Raw genomic sequence first — 23,549 nt, forward strand, 5'->3', positions numbered from 1 at the left:
CATGACATTCATGTCCCTCCAGGCATCGTAACCACCAGCCTCATCCCGCCGTTCAAGGTAGGCATGCGGCCCGCCACAATCCTCCGGCGGGTAAGTCACTGATCCGACGTTGCAATTTTGGTAGGGTTGTCGAAGCCGGAACCAAAAACGCGCCGCCAGACCATCGGGCTGATACCGAGAAGACGAACTTTTATCTGGTAGATTTGCAGCGCGGGCGACATCCCAAACCCTTGGCATCACAAATCCCAAACCGCAATTGCCCCACACTTTGCGGTACTCTCGATAAAGCTGTTCGTCATTCAGGCGCGATTGCCCGATGTCGGGATCCAGCAGCTTTACAGGGGTGTTCTGCTGTTCCTGCTTCCCCAGATAGTGCTTTGGCTGCCCTCGATACTCTATTGAGGCGGTTTTCAGGCGCAATTTCCGCCTGCTTCTGCTAACCAGCCGCCTGATGGATTTAACAGCCACCGGAGCGGGAGCGGCATATGTTTGAGAGAACGGAAACACCGGCACTGGTTCTGGACAGAAAGCGCCTGGCGGCAAACGCCGCCCGCATGAATGCGCGAATTGCAGCGCTTGACGTTCAGCTCCGCCCGCATCTGAAAACCGCGAAATCGGTCGAGGTCGCCCGCGCGGTGATTGGCGCCGAGAAGGGGCCAATCACCGTCTCGACCCTGAAAGAGGCCGAATATTTCGCCCGCGCCGGATTTGACGATATTCTCTACGCCGTCGCCATCGTGCCCGCAAAGCTTGATCATGTGAAACGGATCCAGCGCGAGACCGGCGCCCGGCTGCTCTTGACCCTCGACAGCGTGACGGCAGCGCGCGCCCTGTCTGCGGCCTCGGGGGAGGGCGCAAATGCCCTGCAATGCCTGATCGAGATCGATTGCGGCGAACACCGAAGCGGGGTTCAGCCTGCCAGTGCCGACCTTGCCGAAATCGCACGCCTTCTCGATGCCCGGGCGGGGCTTCTTCGCGGCGTCATGACCCATGCCGGCCATTCCTACAGCACTGACGATGTTGATGCGATCGCCGCTATTGCCGAGATTGAACGCCGGGCGGCGGTGGACAGTGCCGAGATGATCCGCGCCGCGGGTCATGCCTGCGATATCGTCAGCATTGGCTCAACGCCGACCATCCTGCATGCCCGCAGGCTGGATGGCGTCACCGAAGCGCGCTGCGGCATCTACATGTTCTGGGACCTGGCACAGTATTCGCGCGGCATGTGCAGGCTGGATGACATTGCCGTTTCGGTGCTGGCCACCGTGATCGGCCATAATCAGGCTGCCGGATCCATGGTGATTGATGCCGGCGCGCTGGCGCTTTCCAAGGATATCGGCGCCAACAGCCTCATGCCCGAGATCGGCTATGGTATCGTCTGCGATGCCGAAACACGTCAGCCGATCAATGGTCTTAGTCTTCAGACGGTGCATCAGGAGCACGGCACGATCACAGTTGCAGACCCGGCGCTGTTTGCCACACTGCCCATCGGAACCAGGCTCCGGGTGCTGCCCAATCATGCCTGCATGACCTGCGCTGCCTATGACCGCTACCATCTCGCCGGCACTGACCAGGCCGAGACATGGGCCAGAACCAATGGCTGGTAGAAGAACGGCAATCGGCCGGGCAATGTAAGCGGCAAAGCGTCCGCCCTCAGCACCGGCCACAGGGACACACCCGAAACACAGCCTGTTCTCGTCGGTACCGCGATCATGATCGCGTGCCGGTGGGCCTGCGGCCATGGATAACGCTTTCGCCGAGCGCGACAAATGCCGTGATCCGGCAGCGCACCAAATAAAAGAGTGCCATGGTCAACTTTTCTGCTACACTTAACTGTAGCAGAGAGAATAACGCACAGTAATTCCGCCAGCTGCCCGAACAAGGGCCGGGGCAATCATCATATATTTCAGTTGTTTTTTGCCGCCTTGCCCAGCCTGGCGATGGATCAGCAAGACTGAGACCTGCATTCAGCCAGACCGTACCGCCCCTGAACGATCCTGTATTGAGGAGCATTCCCATGAACAGTTCCATCGATCGCAGCGCCGGAACCGGCAGAAGCGGCCCCATGCCGGCCGGAAAATCGCGCCAGCTTTTCGAGAAAAAGCGTATATGCGAGCTTGCGCACAGTGGAAAACAGACCATCCCCTTTGCGGAAATTGCCCATCATCCGCTTTTTCAGGCCATTGCGGACCGGCAGCGCGACGATGGCTTCAAGGCCGATCTCAAGCGGTTCAATTTCAACAATGCCGCTGAAGCCGTCGCCTTTGCCGCCGGGGCGGGACGGCGGAACCGCGCCATCAATCTTCAGCAGTTCAGCGGCGGAGCGGCTGAAGCGGCACTGCCAAAGCTGCCGCGGCCATTTCTTGCACGTGCCAGGCGCGAGGCCATTCGTACATGGCGCAGCATGCAGCACCTGTTGTCGGTGAAGGATCCGATGAATATCGGGCTGCGTCATACGCCCTCGCGACTTCCCGAACCTCTGGAACAGGCCTATAGCCAGGCGGGCAACCAGGCCTTTGCCAACCCCTCAAGCCTGCAGTCAGACCAGTCGGTGGCGGCCTATCTGAGCTATCTCTACCGCATCGCCCACGGCCTTGATGACGAAATCGGCCTCATCGAGCCGGAAACACAATCCGACAGGCTGTCGCATCGGCGGCCGGATCTTGCCCGCCTGACACTCAGCGAGGCCAATCTCAAACGGGAAATCCCGGCCATTGGCATCATCAATGAAGTGCTTGATAGCGGGCTTGGGGACATTGATTTCGAGCGGTCCTTTTTCCCGATCGCCCTTCCGTTCAACGCCGCCATGGCCGCCGCGCGCGCAGCACTTTCAAAGATCGGCGGTACGACACTCAACATGATCCATGGCGAGACGCTTGCCAGCCGCTTTCCGCTGCGACCCGGTTTCAGCCTGAGCGCCGATACCGCCGGGCTCCTGGGCCTTTCCGGCTCCTCTGACATGCCGGCAGAGGCAGGCAGCGTGCTTTCGCTTCTGAGCGAAGACAGCGCGGCCGGGGGCGGGGTACCGCCATCGACAGCACAAGATCTCTTTGGCGTCTCCGGCATTGAATTGACGGGGCATATCGCCTTTCTGCGCAAAAGCCTGGACCTCGATTTCGACGCGCTGATGCAGATGCTCGGTCTTTATGCGGTCAGCCAGGAGGACGGCGAGCCGGTCGCGCAGGTCGACTATGCCACGTCATTTTTCGACAATCCCACCGATTTCGTCCTGCTAGCCGCCGGCGATGATCAGACCGTCTATTGCGACGGCGGACCGCTGACAGCGCCCTATCTGCGTTCGATGCATTATCTTGCCCGGCTTCACCATGCCACGGACCTTCCCTTTCATCAGCTGAACCTGCTGCTTTCGATACCCGGTGCGCGCATTCCGATGGATCCGGTAGCCGATCCTGACAGGGTCGCCCGATGCTGCATTAGCAAGACCGGGCTGCGGCTGCTCGCCAGCTACCGGGTCTATCACGACGCCTTCGGCCTCAGCCCGGAAGCCTTTCAGGCACTGTTTGATACCATTTGCCCCTTCTGGCGTGCCGATGCCATTCTTGAGGGGCAGGAACAGGTGACCGCCGGGCTGGAACAGACGGAAACCTCCTTCATGCGCGCCCTGTTCGGCCAGGATGCGCCCTATGTTCTTGCGACAATCACAAAGAAGGCGACACCGATCAGCGATCCGCGCCTGTCAGCGGCGGTGCAGAACGGGCTTCGCATTTCCGCCATTGAGCTGGATGTGCTGGTTCAGGCCCTGTCCGGCAGCTTTGCGCTGCAAGAAGCCGTCGATGCCCGGGGCCTCGGTGCCCTATACCGTCTGAGCGCATTCTTCCGCATGCTCGGCTGGCCGCTGACAAGCGGACTTGAACTCGCCGCCAGGGTGAGCAGCCAGTTCATGCAGGGCGACCCGCTCTTTCAGGCGCTCACGGCCTGCAACATGAATGGCGATCAGACAGATCAGCTTTTGACGGCGCTTGATCAGCTGACGACGCTGGCGCAGTGGATGGCATCGGTAGAGCTTTCCCCCGAAAACCTCCTGGCGTTGATCATACCGGGCGCGCAGACGGGCAGGCGTGCCAGCGAAAAGGATCTGGAATGGCTGGCAGCACTGGCGAAGGCAGCAGCGACCAGCCTGATTGCGGAAAGGACCTTCACGGAATTCGAAATCTGGGACACTGTGGACGGGCGGACAACCCTTCTGCCTGCCTCCGGCTGGCACGCGGATCTGCGCGACAGGGCCGGCCTTTATCATGGTTCAGGCGTTCTCACGGCGGCCTATGACGGCGCCGTCTTTGATGAGGAAATCCGCGGCTTCATTGCCGCATATCCGGAGATCGATCTTGATTCCGGGCGCAATCATCGCCAGATCGCGCGGCTCGTGTCGCGGCTGGAACGGCTGCGCGATGCGCAGATCGATGCCATCGAGCGTCAGGTGGCAACCCTTGGCAACGCACTGAAACCGGCAGGCGCCGGCGCACTGATCGTCTGGGCGCAGACCGACCCGTTCAGTGTTCTGGAGACGCTGCTTGCCGGTGCTGATAACGACGCCGCATTGTTCTGGCTTGCGGAATTGCGCCGCTATGCTGCAGCTGACGATGCCTTGAGGCTCGGCGATATCGCTCTCGAACTGATCGGCTTCATGCCGCAATGGATTGCACCGGGTCTGGGCCATGGTGATGATGGCATCATGCTTGCCGGACCGCTCGACCTTGAACAGCTCTTTTATCTGAGCTGCTTTGGCCGGCTGCAGGCCGGTGCGGCAGGCGATGCCGCCTGGCGGGGCTATCTGGCCATGGCGAAGGATGCCCAGCCCGGCCCCGACATGCCGGGCGATCAGGCCGCTGCGCTTCGACAGGCTTGCATGCAGACGCTGGCCATTCTGCTCGAATGCCCGCCGGACGACATCAAGGCCTATTGCGCTGATATGTTCGGCGATGATGCACTGGCTGACGATATCGCCCGGCTCGACGCGCTGAGCCGCCATGTCCGGCTTGCCGAAAGGCTTCATATCAGCGCGCGGGACCTGCTGGCGCTGAAAGCCGTTAGCCATTCCGGCCAGAGGGGGGACTGGAGCACGGCCGAAACGGCGGCGCGGGCGGGCCTTGCGCAATTTGAGGATGGCGATCATGTGGCTGCATTCGAGAACGCGCTCGCCGAAGACAGGCGTGATGCGCTGGTCGCGGCTTTCATGCAGACCAATATCGCCCGCGACCCTGTCCTTTGCGACCGGGTGATCGACCGCGAGGCGCTTTACCGTCACCTTCTGCTTGACGTGCAGGTGACGAGCGCCGTGCCAACCAGCCGGCTGGTGGAAGCGATGAGCTCGTTGCAGCTCTATATCACCCGGGCCCTGAACGGCCTTGAAAAGGGCGTCGGCTTCGTCAACCGCGAAGCGCTGGCGGCGCGGTGGCAACTCGATCGCACCTATCGCCATTGGGAAGCCAACGCCAAGCTTGCGCGCTATCCGCAAAACTATATCGAACCCGAACTGCGCTATGAAACCTCACCGGAATTCGACGCGTTGCTGCAATCCATTTCCGGCAGCGATCTCGATGAGACCGGGGCGGAGACCGCCGTCAACACCTATATGGCCGGGCTTGCAAATGTCTGTGCGCTCAGCGTTTGCAGCTTTTATGTCGAACCGAAGGACGAGGCCGGGGGCGGTCCGACCTATCACTTCCTTGCTGCCGCCGACTGGGAGCCCGGGCGCTTTTTCTACCGCAAGATGGAGGCCGATTTCGCCGCCATTGCGGCACTTTCGGGCGGCGCAGGCTATCTCAAGGCGCTTGACTGGACTTTCTGGGAGGAGGTCGAAGTGCCAGCGACCCATGAGCTGCTCTCCGACATTGCCGTCTGCGTTTTTGAAAACCGCTATTTCTTTTTCTGGCTGGAGATCGAGGAACGCAAGGCGCAGGGTCCCGAGAATAAGGAGGCGGTCTGGCGTATCCACCCGCGCTACATGCGCTGTGACGCCAATGCGCTGACCGGGCCCAAATATACGCCCGGCCTTTTCACCGAGGGCGAACTGCAGGGAGCAGGTGGCGTTCTCAGCATTGACGGCGCTTTCGAATGGACCGGCGCGCGACCGGCAGTCAGTACGCTCTATCACCCGATGACGGCAACCGGGCTTTGCCAATATGGTGTGCCTGCATCAAGAGCGACACCGCAGGGCGCGCTCAAAACGGCGATCTATGTCACAATCGGAATCGATCTTCAGGAGACCGGTTCTTCCGGCGCCCTGCACCAGTCCTCAATGCAGATAAGGCTGACCGATGACTGGGTCGATGGCATTTTCTATCCCGAACAGCCCGTCGACCTGCGCATGCAGGAGGCGGCGCCGGCGCAGTTCACCTGCGTGCATCCGCAGATCGCCATGTCGATGATCGAGGGCGATCACATGATCGAAACCGACAACGACATATTCCTGCAGCATATGTGGATCCGCAGCACCACCAGCGGCGTCTATGCCACCGGAATGCTCGTCGAGATCTGGAGTGGCAACAGCCCGCGCGCCACCTACAGGCTTCCGGCGGTCAACAGTGCGAATATCGGCACGATCGAAACCGGTTTCGGCGAGGATTTCCGCAGCCACTACCTGATTGCCCAGCCCCATGCGAATACCGATAAAAGCGGCTTCTTCACCGATATTTTCACCGAGCGGGCGGCAGAAACCTATCTCCAGACGGTGCTGACAATCGAAGATGAGGAGATCAGCCCGAAAACCGTCACCGGCGAACGGGTCGGCGGGAAAGATACGCTCTGGTATTCCAAAAGCGCGCCGAACCTGCCCTTTGCCGAGACCAATCACGAGATCTACGAATCCGCCAATGAACGCCGGAAAAGCAGCGTCGCCGTGCCGGAAAGCTGGATGGTGAAGCTGGGTGAAAGCCGCAAGATCAAGGTAAAACTGAAGGTCAACCGACCGATGGGCCAGTATTTTTTCGACTGGTATACGGTCAAGACGCATCAGAACGGCCGGCTGTTTCTGCCCTATGATTCCTACAAGCTGGATACGGAAGTCGAGATCGGAACCTTCACGCTGAGGCTGAGCTTCGGCAAGGTGAATACGGTCTGGACGCAGAACGACACCCATAGCAGCCGCAATTTCGTCCATCTGGTTGAAAATGACAGCACGAAAATCGAGGATACATACCTCATTTTGAACAGTTCGAGCGCGCTTGCCGAACTTGCCCGGAAAATGCCGCGGCCGGGGGATTTCCCGGGACTCTTTACCCTTGAAAACCAGGCACTTTCGGAAAAGCTGGGCTCTTTTCCCACCGATTTCACCCAGACTCTTGCAGAACTTTACGGCAGTGATGACACGACGCGCCTGCCCGAGACGAGCCTGCCCGAAGCCAGATTCGACTTCGATGCATCCCATGGCGGCTATGGCTGGGAGATCTTCTACCATATCCCCACCGCACTTGCGGCAAGCTATGCCGATAACGGCCAGTTTGACGCGGCGCTGAACTGGCTGGAACGCATCTATAATCCGAAACTGAGCGCGCCCTGGCAGGTCCTTCCACTGGCGGGCGCAGAGATGCCGGAAGGCGAAAGTGCCTTCGATACGGGCGATGTCATCGTCGATCCGGACCGGCTCGCGGCAGATTATCCCTTCTATTACCAGCAGGCCACCATCCGCCACTATATCGAGACCATGCTGGCCGCAGGCGACGCCCTTTATCACGAGGAGACACAGGAAAGCCTGCAGCAGGCAAAATCGCTCTATGTCGAAGCACGCCAGCTTTTCGCCGACAATCTTGAGGAAATTCTGGAGGTGGTGACCGCCCAGCCATGGCGCAATCCCACCCTCGGCGCCGTCGCTGAAGCCAGAACGCCGGTTTTCCTGCCGCCCTATAACCGGGAATTGCGCGACCTTTACGATCTGATCGGCGCCCGGCTGAACAATCTCAGGCAATGGCTGGATATCGACGGAAAACCACTGAACATCCCGCTTCTTTCCGCCGTGATCGACCCGCGACAGCTGCAGATGGCGGCCAAGACCGCCCTGCGGAAGACCCCGGCCGAAACACGGGCGGAAGAGCTGGAGCCTTTGATCGACTTCACCACGATTGCCCGCGCGACGCGCCACTATATCGCCAATCTGAAGACCACGAGCAGCCGCCTTCAGGCCGCGAAGGAAAAGGCCGACGGCTTCACCATGGCGCAGACGGCGAGAACGAATGCCAGAGACAGCCTGACCCGCGCCATCGCGCTTCAAGGGCTTGCGATCGATGTGGCCAGAACGGAAAAGGACGTGAAGACAGCCAATGTTGCGGCAAAGGTGAGCGCGCTGCGCAATGAAGTGCAAATCAATATGCTGCAATATTATGTCACGGCTCTCGAGGCCCGCATACGGGAGGGGAAGGCCGCATGGGAGCAGACCCGCGTGGGTTTTGAGAACAAGGTCGCCGACATGCGCGCGCGGATCGAAGGTCGCTTGCCGACCATCATGGGAACGTCGGCTGGTGGCGCACCATATGCCATCGTTAATGCACAGCGTCCGCTTCACGCAGTCGGACATCTGCTCTCCATGCAGATCACATCAGCCAGAGCTCAGTATAATGAGGAGCGCAAGGCGAAGAAGGACCAGATCATCTCCGACATCGCCAAGTTAACAAGTGAGTTGGCCGCCGCCAGTCTGGAGCAGGAGAAGGCCAGGCAGGCGCTGAAGAAAGAAGAAGCGCAGCGCGACAACCTTCGCCGCGACCGTGATGCCGCCGATGCGCTTGTCGCACTTGGCGATACGGCTTTTGGCACGGACCGGTTCTATAACTGGCTTGCCGGGGATCTTGAGAACCTGTTTGACGACGAATTTGCCGTGACGCTGGAACTGTGCAAGCTTCTGGCCCACGCCTATGAGGACGAGACCGGCCAGACCAATGGCACGAGTTTCATCAATACCACCAATCCCGGTGACAGCAATGAACGCTTCAACGCGCCCTACCGGCTGGCGCTTGATGTCGAGCGGCTGGAGCTTGCCTATGTCACCGCCCTGATGGACCCGCAAAGCGCCGCCGCCAGCCTGACATTTTCCCTGAGCGCCTTGCCCGCCCTCAATGGCCAAGTTTCAGCGCATGAAGCACTTGTCGCCAGCGGCGAGGCCTATTTCGAACTCGGCGAGGACATGTTTGAAGTCCTCTATCCCGGCCAGTATGACCGCCGGATCCAGAGCATTGCCGTCCATTTTCCCGGTCTGGAAAAAGCCGGGCTCAGCCCGCATGGCCGCCTGACCCAGATTGCCAATACCCGCTATCTCACCCGCGAACGCCAGACAGAACGGGGTGGCAGAATCCGCCGCAACCGGCATGCGCTGCAAAGCATCATGCTTGCCGAAGCCAGGGTCGATACCGCCCGCTTCGACTATCCGGAGGGAATGCTCAGACGCTTTCAGAACACCGGTGTCGAATCCCGCTGGCACCTCGTCCTGCCGGCGCTCCAGGCCCTGAGAAGCGGGCGACATCCGCAAAGCCACACCAGGGCATGGCAGGATGCGGCCACCCGCCATATGGAAATTCTGACACCTGCTCTGGATGACGTCACCATCACGGTCACCTTCTCCGGTCGCTGGTAGCCTGCCCGGCCGCCGGCACAGCGCAGACATGCTGCAGCGTTTTTTTCGGCGTCATCTTCGCGACTGCGATGAGTGCGAATTCATGGCTTTTGACGACTTTTGCCTAAGCTTTGGTTGCACTGCATGATCATGACAGTCAAATTGGCTATTGACAATAAATGGAACGTTCCATTAGTAGTTTGGAACGTTCCAAATTGACCTGATGCCAGGCGCGAAACAAAGCGTGTGATCAGGTTGTGCGGAAGCTGAAAAAGACGGGTGCCGCCTCGCACGGCACGACTGGGAGGAGCAAAATGGGCAAGATCGTCACGGCTGCCAAAGCGGCCGCGCAGATTAATGATGGCGCCATTCTGACGGTATCATCGTCATCGGCGCTTGGCTGCCCCGATGCCGTCCTTGCCGCCATCGGCGCGCGTTTTGATGCTGAAAACCACCCGTGTGACCTCACTACGATCCACCCGATCGCCGCCGGTGACATGTATGGCGTGAAGGGCGTTGATCACATCGCCAAGGACGGGTTGCTTCGCCGCATTCTTGGCGGTTCCTATCCCTCCGGCCCATCGTCAAAGCCGATGCCGGAAATCTGGAAGATGATCGTTGAGAACCGTGTTGCAGCCTATAATCTGCCCTCCGGCGTCCTCTTTGACATGAACCGCGAGGCGGCCGCCAACCGCCCGGGCGTGCTGACGAAAGTCGGGCTCGGCACCTTTGTCGACCCGCTGCGCGAAGGCTGCGCCATGAATGGATTGGCGGCTGAAACTCCGGTCGTCAAACGCGTCACATTTGAAGGCGAGACCTGGCTGCACTTCCCCAATGTGACACCCGATGTCGCAATCCTCAGGGCAACAACCGCCGATGAGCATGGCAATCTGACCTATGAGCACGAGGGGGCCTATCTTGGCGGACTGGAACAGGCGATCTGCGTGCGCAATCACGGCGGGCTGGTGATCGCCCAGGTGGAGCGGGTGACGAAACGCGGCTCGCTGCGCCCGCATGATGTGCGGGTTCCCGGTCATCTCGTCGATCTCATCGTTGTCGATCCGGACCAGAAACAGACCTGTGAAACGCCTTATGATCCGGCGATTTCCGGTCAGGTGATGCAGCCATGGTCGCATTTCGACCTGCCCGAACAGGGCGTCGAAAAGATCATTGCCCGCCGGGCGGCAATGGAGTTGAAACCCGGCATGACCGCCAATCTCGGTTTCGGCATTTCCGCCCTTGTACCGCGCATCCTGCTTGAGGAAGGCCATGCCGAAGCGGTGACCTGGGCGATCGAGCAGGGCGCCGTCGGCGGCATGCCGCTTACCGGTTTTGCCTTTGGCTGCGCGGCCAATGCCGATGCTTTCGTGCCTTCGCCGCAGCAGTTCATCTTCTTCCAGGGCGGCGGCTTCGATGTCTCCTTCCTCTCCTTTCTCGAGGTCGATGTCGAGGGCAATGTCAATGTCTCGAAACTCGGCAAGAAGCCCTATCTGACGGCCGGTTGCGGCGGCTTTGTCGACATTGTCAGCGGCGCGCGGAAACTGGTTTTCTCCGGCTGGTTCGAGGCGGGCGCGACAATCGAACTCACCGATGACGGCATTCATGTCGCAGCACCCGGCAAATTCACCAAGATGGTCGAGGCGGTGGAGCATGTGACCTTCTCCGGCGCCAGAGCCCGCGAGACCGGCCAGGAGGTCCTCTATATCACCGAGCGCTGCGTCATGCGGCTTGGCGATGATGGCCTTGTCGCAACCGAGATCATGCCCGGCATTGATCCCGAACGCGATATCACCGCCGCCTCCCATGGCCGGGTGAAGATCGCAGCCGATGCCGTGACCATGCCGCTCTCGCTGCTGGCTGATGAGAAAATCGGGTGGGGTGCATGAGCCGGGTTCATCTCATTCGCGACGGCCAGATCGCCGAACTCAGGCTCGACAATCAATCCAAGATGAACGCCTTCACGGTGGAGATGCTCGGCGAACTCGCCAGCCATCTGGAGGTGATCGAGCATGACGCCACGCTCAGTGCTGTGATGCTGACCGGGGCAGGGGAGCGGGCTTTTTGCACCGGCGCCGATATCGAAGGCTGGGGCGGCCTCGCACCGGCGGAATTCGCCCGTTTCTGGGTCCGTGACGGCCACCGCATTTTCGACCGGCTGGCACGGCTTTCCAAGCCGAGCGTGGCGGTGATCAACGGCTATGCCTTTGGTGGCGGGCTGGAACTGGCCTCGGCCTGCGATATCCGCGTCATGGCGACGGGCGCGTCGCTGGCGCTGCCGGAAGCCGGTGTCGGCATCGTGCCCGGCTGGGGCGGCACCCAGCGGCTTTTGCGGCTGATGCCGGAACCGATGGTCAAGGAAATGGCGCTGTTCGGCAACCGCATCAAGGCCGATCGCGCTTTTGCCGCAGGCTATGTTGCAGCCGTCGCCGATGATCCGCGCGTGGTGGCGGCGAAGCTGCTGGAGCGGGCTGTGACACTTTCGCCGCGAGCCCAGGAGATCGCCAAATCGATGATCCATGCCGCAGCCGGTGAGGATCGCGGCGCCATGGTCGAGGCTCTGGGCAGCGCCGCCATTGCCGCTTCCGATGACCGGGCTGAAGGCGTTGCAGCCTTCCGCGAGAAACGCAAACCGCAATTTTCAGGTGAGTGACTGCGATGAAAGACTTCAACATCATTTCCGGCCAAACCGTCGCCATGCCGCAGCTTCCCTATGCCGCGCGGCACTTTATCAACGGTACCCATGAAGACAGCGCCGATGGTGCGACCTCCGAACGCCTGTCCCCCTCCCATGGCATGCTGGTGAGCCGCGCGGCAAAGGGTTCCGGCACAGAGGCTGAGCGGGCCATCGCCGCCGCGCGCACCGCTTTTGACGACGGCCGCTGGAGCCGGCTTTCCGGCAAGGAGCGCGCCGCCGTGCTGCTCCGGGTTGCCGATCTGATTGAGAAAAATGCCGAAAAGCTTGCCGTGTTCGAGACGCTGGAAAGCGGCAAGCCGATCACCCAGTCGCACAATGAATGCGGCGGCGCAGCCGATCTATGGCGCTATGCGGCGGCGCTGGCCCGCACGACCCATGGCGACAGCCATAACGGGCTGGGCGCCGACATGCTGAATGTGGTGCTGAAGGAGCCGATCGGCGTTGTCTCCATCATCACGCCGTGGAATTTCCCCTTCTGGATCCTGAGCCAGAAACTGCCTTTCGCGCTCGCGGCGGGCTGCACCTGCGTGGTCAAACCATCGGAAATCACCCCGACGACAACGGCGATGCTGGGCGCAATGCTGGCAGAAGCCGGGCTTCCGGCAGGCGTGTGCAATATCGTGCTCGGTTTCGGTGATCCGGTCGGCGCCATGCTGTCGAACCACAGGGACGTCGATATGGTGAGTTTTACCGGCTCGACAGCGGTCGGCAAGCAGATCACCAGGACCGCAGGCGACACGCTGAAAAAGGTGGCATTGGAACTTGGTGGCAAGAACCCGCAGGCCGTGTTTCCCGATGCCGATCTTGAGAGCGCTGCCGATGCGGTGACCTTCGGCATCTATTTCAACGTCGGTCAGTGCTGCAATTCATCAAGCCGCCTGATCGTTCATGAAGATATTGCCGATGCCTTTGTCGCTCGCGTGGTCGAACTGTCGCGCAAGGTTGCCTTCGGCAATCCGATGCATCCCGATACCCAGGTTGGTGCTATCGTCTCACGCGCCCATCAGCAGAAGATCGCCGGCTATGTCGCCGGTGCGGTTGAGGCCGGCGCCGAGATCTGTATTGGCGGCGAAGGTCTTGCCGTCCCAGGCCTCGGTGACCAGTTCTATCTACCGACAGTTGTGCGTGGTGTGACGCCCGATATGGCGATCGCCCGCGAAGAGGTGTTCGGGCCGGTGCTTTCCGTCCTGACCTTTCGCACGCTTGACGAGGCGATTGCCCTTGCCAATGATGCCAGTTTCGGTCTTTCGGCGGGTGTCTGGAGCGAAAATATCCACACCTGCCTCGAATTCAGCCGCCGCGTTCAGGCGGGAACCGTCTGGACCAATAGCTGGATGGACGGCTTCCCCGAAGTAACCTTCGGTGGCATGAAAGAATCCGGGCAGGGGAGGGAAATCGGAAGCTACGGCTTCGAGGAATTCCTGGAGGTGAAATCACTTGTCATGCGGATCGGGCGGACACGTACGCCCTGGGTGCGTGACGACTGACAGGCCTTGCGGCGCATCGGGCGGAACGGGTGGAGGCCCTTAATCCGGCATATGATGCGTTCAGGAGGAGGTCCGGCCCCTCCGGCGATGACATGTCGTTGCCGGAGGGGCCGGGAGAGAGACCACGCACATTCAAGGAGGAGGAATTTATGCGTAGGTTCAATTTTGTGAAGACATCGGCTTTGACGGTGGCGCTTCTTGCGGGCGCTTCCATGGCGCATGCCGAGGATGTCGAGGTCCTGCACTGGTGGACGTCTGGCGGTGAAGCCGCAGCGCTCAACGTGCTGAAGGATGATCTGGCCGCCCAGGGCATCGGCTGGGTCGATATGCCGGTTGCCGGCGGCGGCGGCGAGGCGGCAATGACGACGCTCCGCGCCCGTGTAACCGCCGGTGATCCGCCGACGGCCGTGCAGATGCTCGGTTTCGACATTCAGGACTGGGCCGAGCTTGGCGCGCTTGCCAACCTCGATGACGTAGCCAATGCCGAGGGCTGGGATGGCGTTGTGCCGGAGGCGCTGCAGCGGTTTTCCAAATATGACGGCCACTGGATCGCCGCCCCGGTCAACGTCCATTCGACCAACTGGGTCTGGGCCAACAAGAAGGTGCTGGATGAACTCGGCATCGCCCAGCCGCAGACCTGGGACGAGTTTGTTGCCGCCATGCAGAAGGTCAAGGACAGCGGCAAGACCGCGCTGGCGCATGGCGGACAGGCCTGGCAGGACGCGACCCTGTTTGACGGCGTCGTGCTTTCCGTCGGCGGCGTCGATTTCTACAAGAAGGCGCTGATCGATCTCGACCCCGAAGCGCTTGGTTCCGACCAGATGAAGGAAGTCTTCGACCGTATGACCGTGCTGCGCGGTTTTGTCGATGACAATTTCTCCGGCCGTGACTGGAACCTGGCCTCGGCCATGGTGATCAATGGCGATGCCGCCTTCCAGATCATGGGCGACTGGGCCAAGGGCGAATTCCTGAAAGCCGGCGACGTGCCGGACCAGGATTTCCTGTGCTTTCGCGTTCCCGGAACCGCCGGCATGGTCAGCTTCAATTCCGACCAGTTCGCCATGTTCAAGGTGAAGGATCCGGCGGCCCAGGACGCGCAGAAGGCCATGGCCAGCGCGATCATGTCGCCGAAATTCCAGTCAGCCTTCAACGTGGTCAAGGGGTCGGTCCCGGCCCGCACCGATGTTCCGAATGATGCCTTTGATGCCTGCGGTAAGAAGGGGATGGCAGATCTGGCCGAAGCCTCTGCCAATGGCACGCTGGTCGGCTCCATGGCCCATGGCCATGCCAACCGCGCAGCAGTGAAGAACGCCATGTATGACGTCATCACCGCCCAGTTCAACGGTGAATATGATTCCGCCACCGCCGTTGAGGAACTGGTGACCGCCGTTCAGGACGCCCAGTGATGTGAACCGGGGCCGGCGGCGGGCCTGAACCGCCGCCGGCTCCAATCCCCAAAAAGACGTCGCACGATATCAACATGACATGACCGCAGCCCCTGCGGCCGAGGAGGAACCATGGCGAGCCAAGCGTCCACGGTGGATCTGCGCACCCGCCTGCAGGAATGGATACCGAAGATCGTGCTGTCGCCCTCGATCGCGGCGATGCTGGTATTCGTCTACGGCTTCATTGCGCTCACGGTTTACTTGAGCTTTTCCAACTCGAAAATGCTGCCGAGCTATGATCTGATCGGGCTGACCAATTATACCAAGCTGTTCCGGCTCAGCGCCTGGTGGACGGCGGTGACCAATCTCGCCATTTTCGCCAGCCTCTACATCATCATCTGCACGGTGATCGGCCTTGTGCTCGCCATTCTTCTCGATCAGCGCATCCGCGGCGAGGGGGTGTTGCGACCGATCTATCTCTATCCGATGGCGCTCAGCTTCATCGTTACCGGCACGGCGTGGAAATGGATCCTCGATCCCGGCATTGGCATCGAGCACACCATGCATCTATGGGGCTTCGTGAATTTCCGCTTCGACTGGATCAAGAACCGTGACATGGCAATCTATACGGTGGTGATCGCCGCCGTCTGGCAGACATCCGGCTTTGTCATGGCGATGTTCCTGGCGGGCCTGCGCGGGATCGACAATGAGATCCTCAAGGCCGCCCAGATCGATGGCGCATCCAATTTCGCCCTTTACCGCCGCATCGTCATTCCGCTGCTGCGTCCCGCCTTCCTGTCCTCCTTCGTCATTCTCGCGCATCTGGCGGTCAAGTCCTATGACCTGATCATCGCGCTGACCGGCGGCGGACCGGGACGGGCAACCGAACTGCCGGCAACCTTCATGTATTCCTACACCTTTACCCGCAATTCCATGGGCATTGGTGCAGCCTCGGCGGTGATCATGCTGATGACGATTGCCGCAATCATGGTGCCCTATCTCTATGCCGAGCTGAAGGAGAAGAAATAATGGCCGCTGCCGAACAGAACACGGCCGTCAGAACCGGCCGTTTCACCCGGATCTTCATCTATGGGATCCTGCTGGGTTTTGCCGGTTTCTACCTGATGCCGCTTTACGTGATGGTGTCGAATTCGCTGAAGCCGCTTGCCGAGATCACCGGCGGCAATATGATGGCGCTGCCGCAGCATTATACGGTTCAGCCCTGGTTGCAGGCCTGGTCAAGAGCGCAGATCGGCGTCGAGCCGACGGGACTGAAACCCTATTTCATCAATTCAATCCTGATCGTGGTCCCGGCGGTCGCAATCTCGACCATTTTCGGCGCGCTGAACGGCTATGTGCTGACCAAATGGACCTTTCGCGGCCATAAGGTCGTGTTCGGAATGCTGCTTTTCTCCTGCTTCATTCCGTTCCAGATCGTGCTGATTCCGATGGCAACAGTGCTGGGCAAGCTCGGCCTTGCAGGCTCGATCCCCGGCCTGATCCTGGTTCATGTGGTCTACGGCATCGGCTTTACCACGCTCTATTACCGCAATTACTATGCCGCCTTTCCAACCGAACTGGTGCGTGCGGCGATGATCGACGGCGCCGGTTTCTTCCGCATCTTCTTCCGCATCATGCTGCCGGTCTCGGCGCCGATCACCGTGGTTTCGGTCATCTGGCAGTTCACCAATATCTGGAACGACTTCCTGTTCGGCACCTCGTTTGGCGGCACCAGCCAGCCGATGACTGTGGCGCTCAACAATCTCGTTCAGTCATCAACGGGGGTGAAGGAGTATAATGTTCACTTCGCCGGCGCGATCCTCGCCGCCCTTCCCACGCTTCTTGTCTATATCGTCGCTGGCCGCTTCTTCGTGCGCGGTCTGATGGCGGGTTCGGTCAAAGGATAATCCGATGGGTTTTCTGAATATTCAAAACGTCACCAAGGCCTATGGCGCCATCGAGGTGCTGCACCGCGTTGATATTTCCGTCGAGGAAGGCGAGTTTCTGGTGCTGGTCGGCCCGTCGGGCTGCGGCAAGTCCACGCTTCTCAACATGATTGCCGGGCTGGAAAGCATCACATCCGGCGATATCTCGATCAGGGACCGGGTGATGAACGGCGTTCACCCCTCCAACCGCAACATTGCCATGGTGTTCCAGAGCTATGCGCTCTACCCGAACATGACCGTGGCGCAGAACATGACCTTCGGGCTTGAAATGCATGGTGTGCCGAAGCCCGAGCGGGAGAAGGCGCTCGCCCATGTGGCAAAGCTTTTGCAGATCGAAAATCTTCTCGCCCGCAAGCCCGGCCAGCTTTCCGGCGGCCAGCGCCAGCGCGTTGCCATGGGGCGCGCCCTGGTGCGCAATCCGGATGTTTTCCTGTTCGATGAACCGCTGTCGAACCTCGATGCCAAACTCCGCGTCGACATGCGCACCGAGATCAAGAAGCTGCATGAGAAGCTGAAGACCACCATCGTCTATGTCACCCATGACCAGATCGAGGCGATGACGCTGTCGACCCGGATCGCGGTGATGTACAAGGGCTATGTCCAGCAGCTCGGCACGCCAAAGGAAATCTACGACACACCCGCCAATGTCTATGTCGCGACCTTCATGGGCTCTCCGGCAATGAATGTCATGCCGGCCCGCGTCGTCATGAAAGACGGCGCGCCGCACGCCATCGTCACCACGGCGGATGGCCGAAAGCAGCATTTGCGTTTCTCGCAGGACAATATGGCTGGCTGGGCGGACCGCGAGATCCTGCTCGGCATCCGCCCGGAAGCGATCACCGATCCCGAAGGGGCCGACCGCAATTCGCAAAACATCGTCACGCTGGAAAACCGCATCGGCGTGACGGAACCGGCGGGCGCCGATACTTTTGTCACCATGGAGATCGGCGGCGTTGATGTGATCGCGCGGATGCGCGGCGACGCCAATGTCGCCTCCGGCCGGGATTTCACCTTTGCCATCAACATGGAAAAGGCCGTCGCCTTCGACCCCGAAACCGAAGAACGGATCCAGCCATGAACGATGCCGCCATAAACGATGCCGATGTCATCATCATCGGTTCGGGGATGGGCGGGGCCACGCTTGCCGCAAGCCTGGCTCCAACCGGGCGGCGCATCCTGATTCTGGAGCGCGGCGAACATCTGCGCCCCTCTGCCGAAGAACGCGACGAAACCGCGATCTTCGCTGACGGCCATTACCGGCCGGATGAAACATGGCTGGATGGTGCGGGTCAGCCCTTCAATCCGGGCAATTACTATTATGTCGGCGGCAATTCGAAATTCTATGGCGCGGTGCTGATCCGCTATCGCCGTGAGGATTTTTCACCGCTTGCGCATATGGGCGGCACGACGCCCGGCTGGCCGATCGCTTACGAGGATCTAGAACCCTATTATGGCCGGGCCGAACAGCTTTACCGCGTGCGCGGAACACTTGGCGAAGATCCGAGCGAGCCAGATCATTCGACGCCCTATCCCTTTGCCCCCGTGCCGGACGAACCGGCGATTGCCGATTTCCGCCGCCGGATGGAGGCTGCCGGTCTTCACCCCGCCTCACTGCCGCTCGGCGTTGATATCGAGCGCTGGCTTTCCCGGGCGAAAACGCCCTGGGATGCCTTTCCCAATACCGCTGACGGCAAGATGGATGCCGAGAGCGCCGGGCTGAAAAGCGCATTGACTCATAACAATGTAAAGTTGATGACCGGGGCGCAGGTCACCGGTTTTGAAACGGATACCGCCAACCGCATCAGCGGCGTCCGGCTGCAATCCGGCATGGTGCTGAAGGCTGAAACCGTGGTACTGGCGGCCGGAGCGGTGCAGTCGGCGGCCCTGCTTCTCGGCGCGGCCAATACCGCCAATCCGGCAGGCCTTGCCAATAGTTCCGATCAGGTCGGGCGCAATTTCATGAACCATAATTGCTCGGCTGTGCTGGCGCTTCACCCTTTCAGGCGCAATCCGTCGGTCTATCAGAAAACCCTGATGATCAATGATTTCTACCTGACGGGCGGTCCGAAGGGCGAACCGCTCGGCAATATCCAGCTGCTTGGCAAGATCTCCGGCACAATCCTCAAAGCCTCCTCCGGACTGCCTGGTGTGGTTGCAAAGCTGGTCGCCGCGCGCGCCGTTGATCTTTACGCCATGTCGGAGGATCTGCCCAACCCGGAAAGCCGGGTGACGGTGAAAGATGGCCAGATCATGCTGGACTGGAAGCGCTCCAACTTTGCCGCCCATGAGGCGCTGGTGAAACGGCTGAAACAGGTGCTGCGCAAGGCGGGCTATCCAATCGTGCTGTCGAAACCGTTCGACCGCCGCACGCCATCCCATCAATGCGGCACGGCGCGGATGGGCGATGATCCGCTGACAAGCGTGGTCGACAGTTTTGGCCGGAGCCATGATCACGGCAATCTCTATCTCGCCGGTGCTGCGATTTTGCCGACCTCCGCCGCCGTCAATCCAGCGCTCACCATTGCGGCCCTTGCGATGCGCAGTGCTGACCATATTGCCGCGCGTATACGCGCGTAAACCTTCAGGAGCCATCAATGTCCAGGGGATATGATTTCATCATCGTCGGCGGCGGTTCGGCAGGCTCGGTTCTGGCTGGCCGGCTTTCGGAAAACCCCAAGGTCGAAGTGCTGTTGCTGGAAGCCGGCGGCAGCGACCGCCATCCCTATTATCACCTGCCGGCCGGCTTTGCCAAAATGACCAAGGGGATCGGCAGCTGGGGCTGGGAGACCGTGCCGCAGAAGCATCTGCACAACAAGGTGTTCCGCTATACCCAGGCCAAGGTCATCGGCGGCGGTTCCGCCATCAATGCGCAGATCTATACCCGCGGCAATGCGGCCGACTATGACGAATGGCGGCAGATGGGCTGCGAGGGTTGGGCCTATGATGATGTGCTGCCCTATTTCCGCAAGGCCGAGGATAACGAGACTTACAACAACAAATATCACGGCAGAGGCGGTCCGCTCGGCGTCAGCGAACCGCGTGCACCACTGGAAATCTGCGAGGCCTATTTTGCGGCGGCGGCGGAACTGGGTATTCCGCGCAACCGCGATATCAATGGCGAGACCCAGGATGGCGTCTGCTATTACCAGCTGACCCAGCGCAATGTCCGCCGCTCTTCCGCCGCCATGGCCTATGTGACGCCGAACCGGCATCGCCGCAATCTCCATGTCATGCTTGGCGCCGAAGTCCGCCGCATCATCGTTAAGGGCGGCAGGGCGCGCGGCGTCGAACTTGCCGACGGCACGCGGCTTGAGGCGGGAAACGAAGTGCTGCTGTCTTCCGGCGCCATCGGCTCGCCGCGCCTGCTCCAGCTTTCCGGCATTGGCCCGGCCGATCAACTCAAAGCGATCGGCATCACCCCGGTGCATGATCAAAAGGCAATCGGCGAGAACCTGCAGGATCATCTCGATCTCTATGCGATCTGCGAATTATCCGGTCCGCACAGCTATGACCGCTATGCCAAGCCGTTTTGGGCAGCCCTTGCCGGGCTCAACTATCTTGTGACCCGGCGCGGACCGGTTGCCTCCTCACTGTTTGAAACCGGCGGCTTCTGGTATGCCGATCCTGAAGCCCGCTCCCCCGATATCCAGCTGCATCTCGGCCTTGGTACCGGCATCGAACATGGCGTTGAAGCCATGCCCAATGGTGGCATCACGCTCAATGCCTGCTATCTCAGGCCGCGCTCGCGCGGCTCCGTCAGGTTGCAGAGCGCCGATCCGAAGGCAGCGCCGCTGATCGACCCCAACTATCTCGCCGATCCCTCGGACCGGGAAAATTCGATCCGCGGGCTGAAACTGGCGCAGGAGATCCTCGCCCAGTCGCCGCTTGCGAAATATATTCTCGCCGAACGGCTACCGGGGCCGGATGTCAAAACGGATGCGGATTATCTCGATTTCATCTCGGTGCATTCCAAGACCTCGCATCATTGCGCCGGAACCTGCCGCATGGGCGTCGATGCGGATGCGGTTGTTGACACGCAATTGCGCTTCAACGGCATTGAGGGATTGCGGATTGTCGACAATTCGATCATGCCAAGGGTGATTTCCTCCAATACGAATGCGGCGGCGATCATGATTGGCGAAAAGGCGGCGGATATGATCCGCACCGCTCACGGTGCCTGACATGAGCGCGCGCATTTCTCCTCCACACCGGCAAAGGGAGTTCAAACGTTCCGCATGACCTCAAGACCGACGATCATTGATGTGGCGCGCAAGGCCGGTGTGTCCAAATCCACGGTCAGCCTGGTGCTGCAAAACAGCCCGGTGGTGCGCGATGAGACCCGCGCCCTGGTGCGCGAAGCCATGGCCGAACTTGGCTATGTCTATAATCGCGCGGCGGCCAATCTCAGAAGTGCCAATGCCGGGCTGATCGGTCTTGTGATCAATGATCTGCGCAATCCCTTCTTCACCGAATTCGCCATTTCGCTGCAGATGGCATTATCAGCACGCGGCTATGCCGCCGTGGTTGCCAATACCGATGAAGATCCGGCGCTGCAGGCGCAGATGATTGCGGCGATGATCGAGCACGGTGTTTCCGCCTTCATTATTTCGCCAGCCTATGGCGAGGTTGAAATGGCGTTTGAGGCCATCGCCCGCGCCGGTATTCCCGCCATGCAGGTGCTGCGCAAGGTCGATCCCGATACGGCCCGTTTTCCTTTCGCAGCACCCGACTATCGAAAGGGCGGCGAAATTGCGACGGCGCATCTGATAGCCTCCGGCGCCCGCAAGATTGCCTTTGTCGGCGGAATTGAAGGCCGCACCGTCACCCATGAGCGGATGACGGGCTACCTCACCGCCCTGTCAAGAGCAGGGCTTGAACCGGTTTTCATCGAGGGCCGTCCGACACAGGCTTTCGGCCGTGAAGCCGTCAAACGGCTTGAACGGGAGCATGCGGATGTCGATGCGGCGCTCTGCTTCAATGATCTCGTCGCACTCGGAATGCTTTCCGGCTGCGCGGAACGCGGCCGGCCGGTGGCCGAAGCACTGAAAATTGTCGGTTTCGACGATATCGAGGAGGCAGCCCTTGCATGGCCCTCGCTGACCTCCGTGCGCTGCGATATTGCCGGTTTCGGCAAAGCCATGGCCGAGACAATGCTGGCATGGCTTGAGGAAAGCCGCCAGCCAGCACCGGAGACCATAACACCGGTGACGCTGGCACTGCGCGACAGCAGCGCCAAGCGCAACCTGTCATGAAGAGTTCAGGACATACCGGCCTTTAGGCCACGTTTCGGGGAGGAAACGTCATGAGGGAGATCAAGGTTGCCGTTCTTGGCGCGTCGGGCTGGATGGGCAGGGTTCACACCATGGCCTATCAGAGCTTCCCGCATTTCTTCGGCACAGATGGCGGCGTGGCAAAGGTGGTGGCGCTGGTTGAGCGCAATCCGGATGCGGCGAAAGCCTTGCAGACCCTGTCGCCAGAAGCCCGGATTTATCAGGACTGGCGCGAGGCTGTTGCCGATCCGTCCATCGATCTGATTGACATCTGCCTGCCCGACAATATGCATTATGACATCGCAAAAGCCGCCCTTCTGTCCGGCAAGCATGTCTTTTGCGAAAAGCCGCTGGCAGAGACGGCGGCAGAAGCGCGCGAACTCGCCGATCTTGCCCGCGACAAGGGGCTCATCACCCGCGTTGGCCATGCCTTTCCGCGCAATCCGGTTCACGATCTTGCCCGCGACATCATCCGTTCCGGCGAGATCGGCGAGATCACCCAGTTCAAGGGCTGCCAGCATGTCGACATGTTCGGCGATCCGGCCGCCCCCTTCATGTGGCGGGCCGATGGCGCGCTGGCGCCGACCGGCATTGTCGGCGATACCGGCTCGCATGTGTTCTCCTTCATGGAATTTCTGGTTGGCCGGGTCAGCGCCGTGATGGCGGATAATATCATTGTCACGAAGCGCCGCCCTGTTGTCGAAGGCGCGAATCTCGGCCAGGGTAATGGCACCGTGACGACCTATGCCGATGTGACCAATCCCGACGCGACCAACATGCTGTGCCGGTTTGAAAACGGTGCTTCGGGGATCGTTGATTTCAGTCGCGTGGCAACGGGTCGCAAATTCCGCCAGACCTACGAGATCTACGGCACAAAGGGCAGCATTGCCTACGATTATGACGAGACCAACCGGCTGCGCTTTTATTCCAGCGCCGACCCGGCCGGACGGCGTGGTTACCGCGAAATCGATGTCGGGCCGGACCATCCCGCCTATCGCGCCTTTCTGCCGCTCGCCAATTTCGCGCTTGGCTACAACGAAATGAAAATCATCGAGGCAGCCGAGGTGATCCGTTCGGTTGCAACCGGCATGCCCATGTGGCCGACCTTCGACGATGGCTATCACATCACCCAGATTGTCGATGCCTGTATGCGCTCGTCTGAACTGAAGCGCTGGGTCGAAATCGATCTTGCCTGATCGCACCGCAC

Annotated in this window: 13 protein-coding genes and 1 pseudogene; 13 read left to right on the plus strand and 1 reads right to left on the minus strand. The window is 60.4% G+C overall.

Annotation, left to right across the window (positions count from 1 at the left end):
• A pseudogene (locus tag FJU08_RS19425) lies at positions 1-420 on the minus strand (hypothetical protein); the annotation flags it as partial.
• Between the two features lie 65 nt (positions 421-485).
• On the opposite strand from FJU08_RS19425, the gene FJU08_RS19430 reads away from it, so the two are divergent.
• The 13 genes from FJU08_RS19430 to FJU08_RS19490 all read left to right on the plus strand — a co-directional run bounded on the left by FJU08_RS19430 (position 486) and on the right by FJU08_RS19490 (position 23,538).
• Positions 486-1,607: an alanine racemase gene (locus FJU08_RS19430; protein WP_141150717.1), complete on the plus strand. Its 1,122-nt coding sequence runs from the start codon at positions 486-488 to the stop codon at positions 1,605-1,607.
• 410 nt (positions 1,608-2,017) lie between these two features.
• Positions 2,018-9,580: a neuraminidase-like domain-containing protein gene (locus tag FJU08_RS19435; RefSeq protein ID WP_141150718.1), complete on the plus strand. Its 7,563-nt coding sequence runs from the start codon at positions 2,018-2,020 to the stop codon at positions 9,578-9,580.
• A 293-nt stretch (positions 9,581-9,873) separates the two neighbouring features.
• Positions 9,874-11,445, plus strand: coding sequence for an acyl CoA:acetate/3-ketoacid CoA transferase (locus FJU08_RS19440; RefSeq protein ID WP_141150719.1), 1,572 nt, complete (start codon positions 9,874-9,876; stop codon positions 11,443-11,445).
• Entirely contained in the window at positions 11,442-12,209 is a 768-nt protein-coding gene (locus FJU08_RS19445) for an enoyl-CoA hydratase/isomerase family protein (protein WP_141150720.1), read from the plus strand. Before FJU08_RS19440 ends, FJU08_RS19445 begins: the two co-directional genes overlap by 4 nt.
• A gap of 5 nt (positions 12,210-12,214) precedes the next feature.
• Positions 12,215-13,741, plus strand: a complete 1,527-nt coding sequence (locus FJU08_RS19450) for an aldehyde dehydrogenase family protein (RefSeq protein ID WP_141150721.1) — start codon at positions 12,215-12,217, stop codon at positions 13,739-13,741.
• A gap of 212 nt (positions 13,742-13,953) precedes the next feature.
• On the plus strand, positions 13,954-15,147 hold the full coding sequence (locus FJU08_RS19455; RefSeq protein ID WP_407943727.1) for an ABC transporter substrate-binding protein: 1,194 nt from the start codon (positions 13,954-13,956) through the stop codon (positions 15,145-15,147).
• Positions 15,148-15,258: 111 nt separating this feature from the next.
• Positions 15,259-16,155 carry a carbohydrate ABC transporter permease gene (locus FJU08_RS19460; protein WP_141150723.1) on the plus strand — a complete coding sequence of 299 codons (897 nt, stop codon included), beginning with the start codon at positions 15,259-15,261 and terminating at the stop codon, positions 16,153-16,155.
• Entirely contained in the window at positions 16,155-17,033 is an 879-nt protein-coding gene (locus FJU08_RS19465) for a carbohydrate ABC transporter permease (protein ID WP_141150724.1), read from the plus strand. Before FJU08_RS19460 ends, FJU08_RS19465 begins: the two co-directional genes overlap by 1 nt.
• A 4-nt stretch (positions 17,034-17,037) precedes the next feature.
• Positions 17,038-18,150, plus strand: coding sequence for an ABC transporter ATP-binding protein (locus tag FJU08_RS19470; protein ID WP_141150725.1), 1,113 nt, complete (start codon positions 17,038-17,040; stop codon positions 18,148-18,150).
• Positions 18,147-19,649 (plus strand): FAD-dependent oxidoreductase, encoded by a 1,503-nt coding sequence (locus FJU08_RS19475; RefSeq protein ID WP_141150726.1) that lies wholly within the window; start codon positions 18,147-18,149, stop codon positions 19,647-19,649. Before FJU08_RS19470 ends, FJU08_RS19475 begins: the two co-directional genes overlap by 4 nt.
• A gap of 17 nt (positions 19,650-19,666) precedes the next feature.
• The gene (locus FJU08_RS19480) at positions 19,667-21,253 is read left to right on the plus strand and encodes a GMC family oxidoreductase (protein WP_141150727.1); all 1,587 of its coding nucleotides are present in this window, start codon (positions 19,667-19,669) and stop codon (positions 21,251-21,253) included.
• 54 nt (positions 21,254-21,307) lie between these two features.
• Positions 21,308-22,324 (plus strand): LacI family DNA-binding transcriptional regulator, encoded by a 1,017-nt coding sequence (locus FJU08_RS19485; protein ID WP_141150728.1) that lies wholly within the window; start codon positions 21,308-21,310, stop codon positions 22,322-22,324.
• Between the two features lie 50 nt (positions 22,325-22,374).
• Positions 22,375-23,538, plus strand: coding sequence for a Gfo/Idh/MocA family protein (locus FJU08_RS19490; RefSeq protein WP_141150729.1), 1,164 nt, complete (start codon positions 22,375-22,377; stop codon positions 23,536-23,538).
• Positions 23,539-23,549: the final 11 nt, after the last annotated feature.

It is taken from the genome of Martelella alba (assembly GCF_006516955.1).
In the GTDB taxonomy this organism is placed as follows: domain Bacteria; phylum Pseudomonadota; class Alphaproteobacteria; order Rhizobiales; family Rhizobiaceae; genus Martelella; species Martelella alba.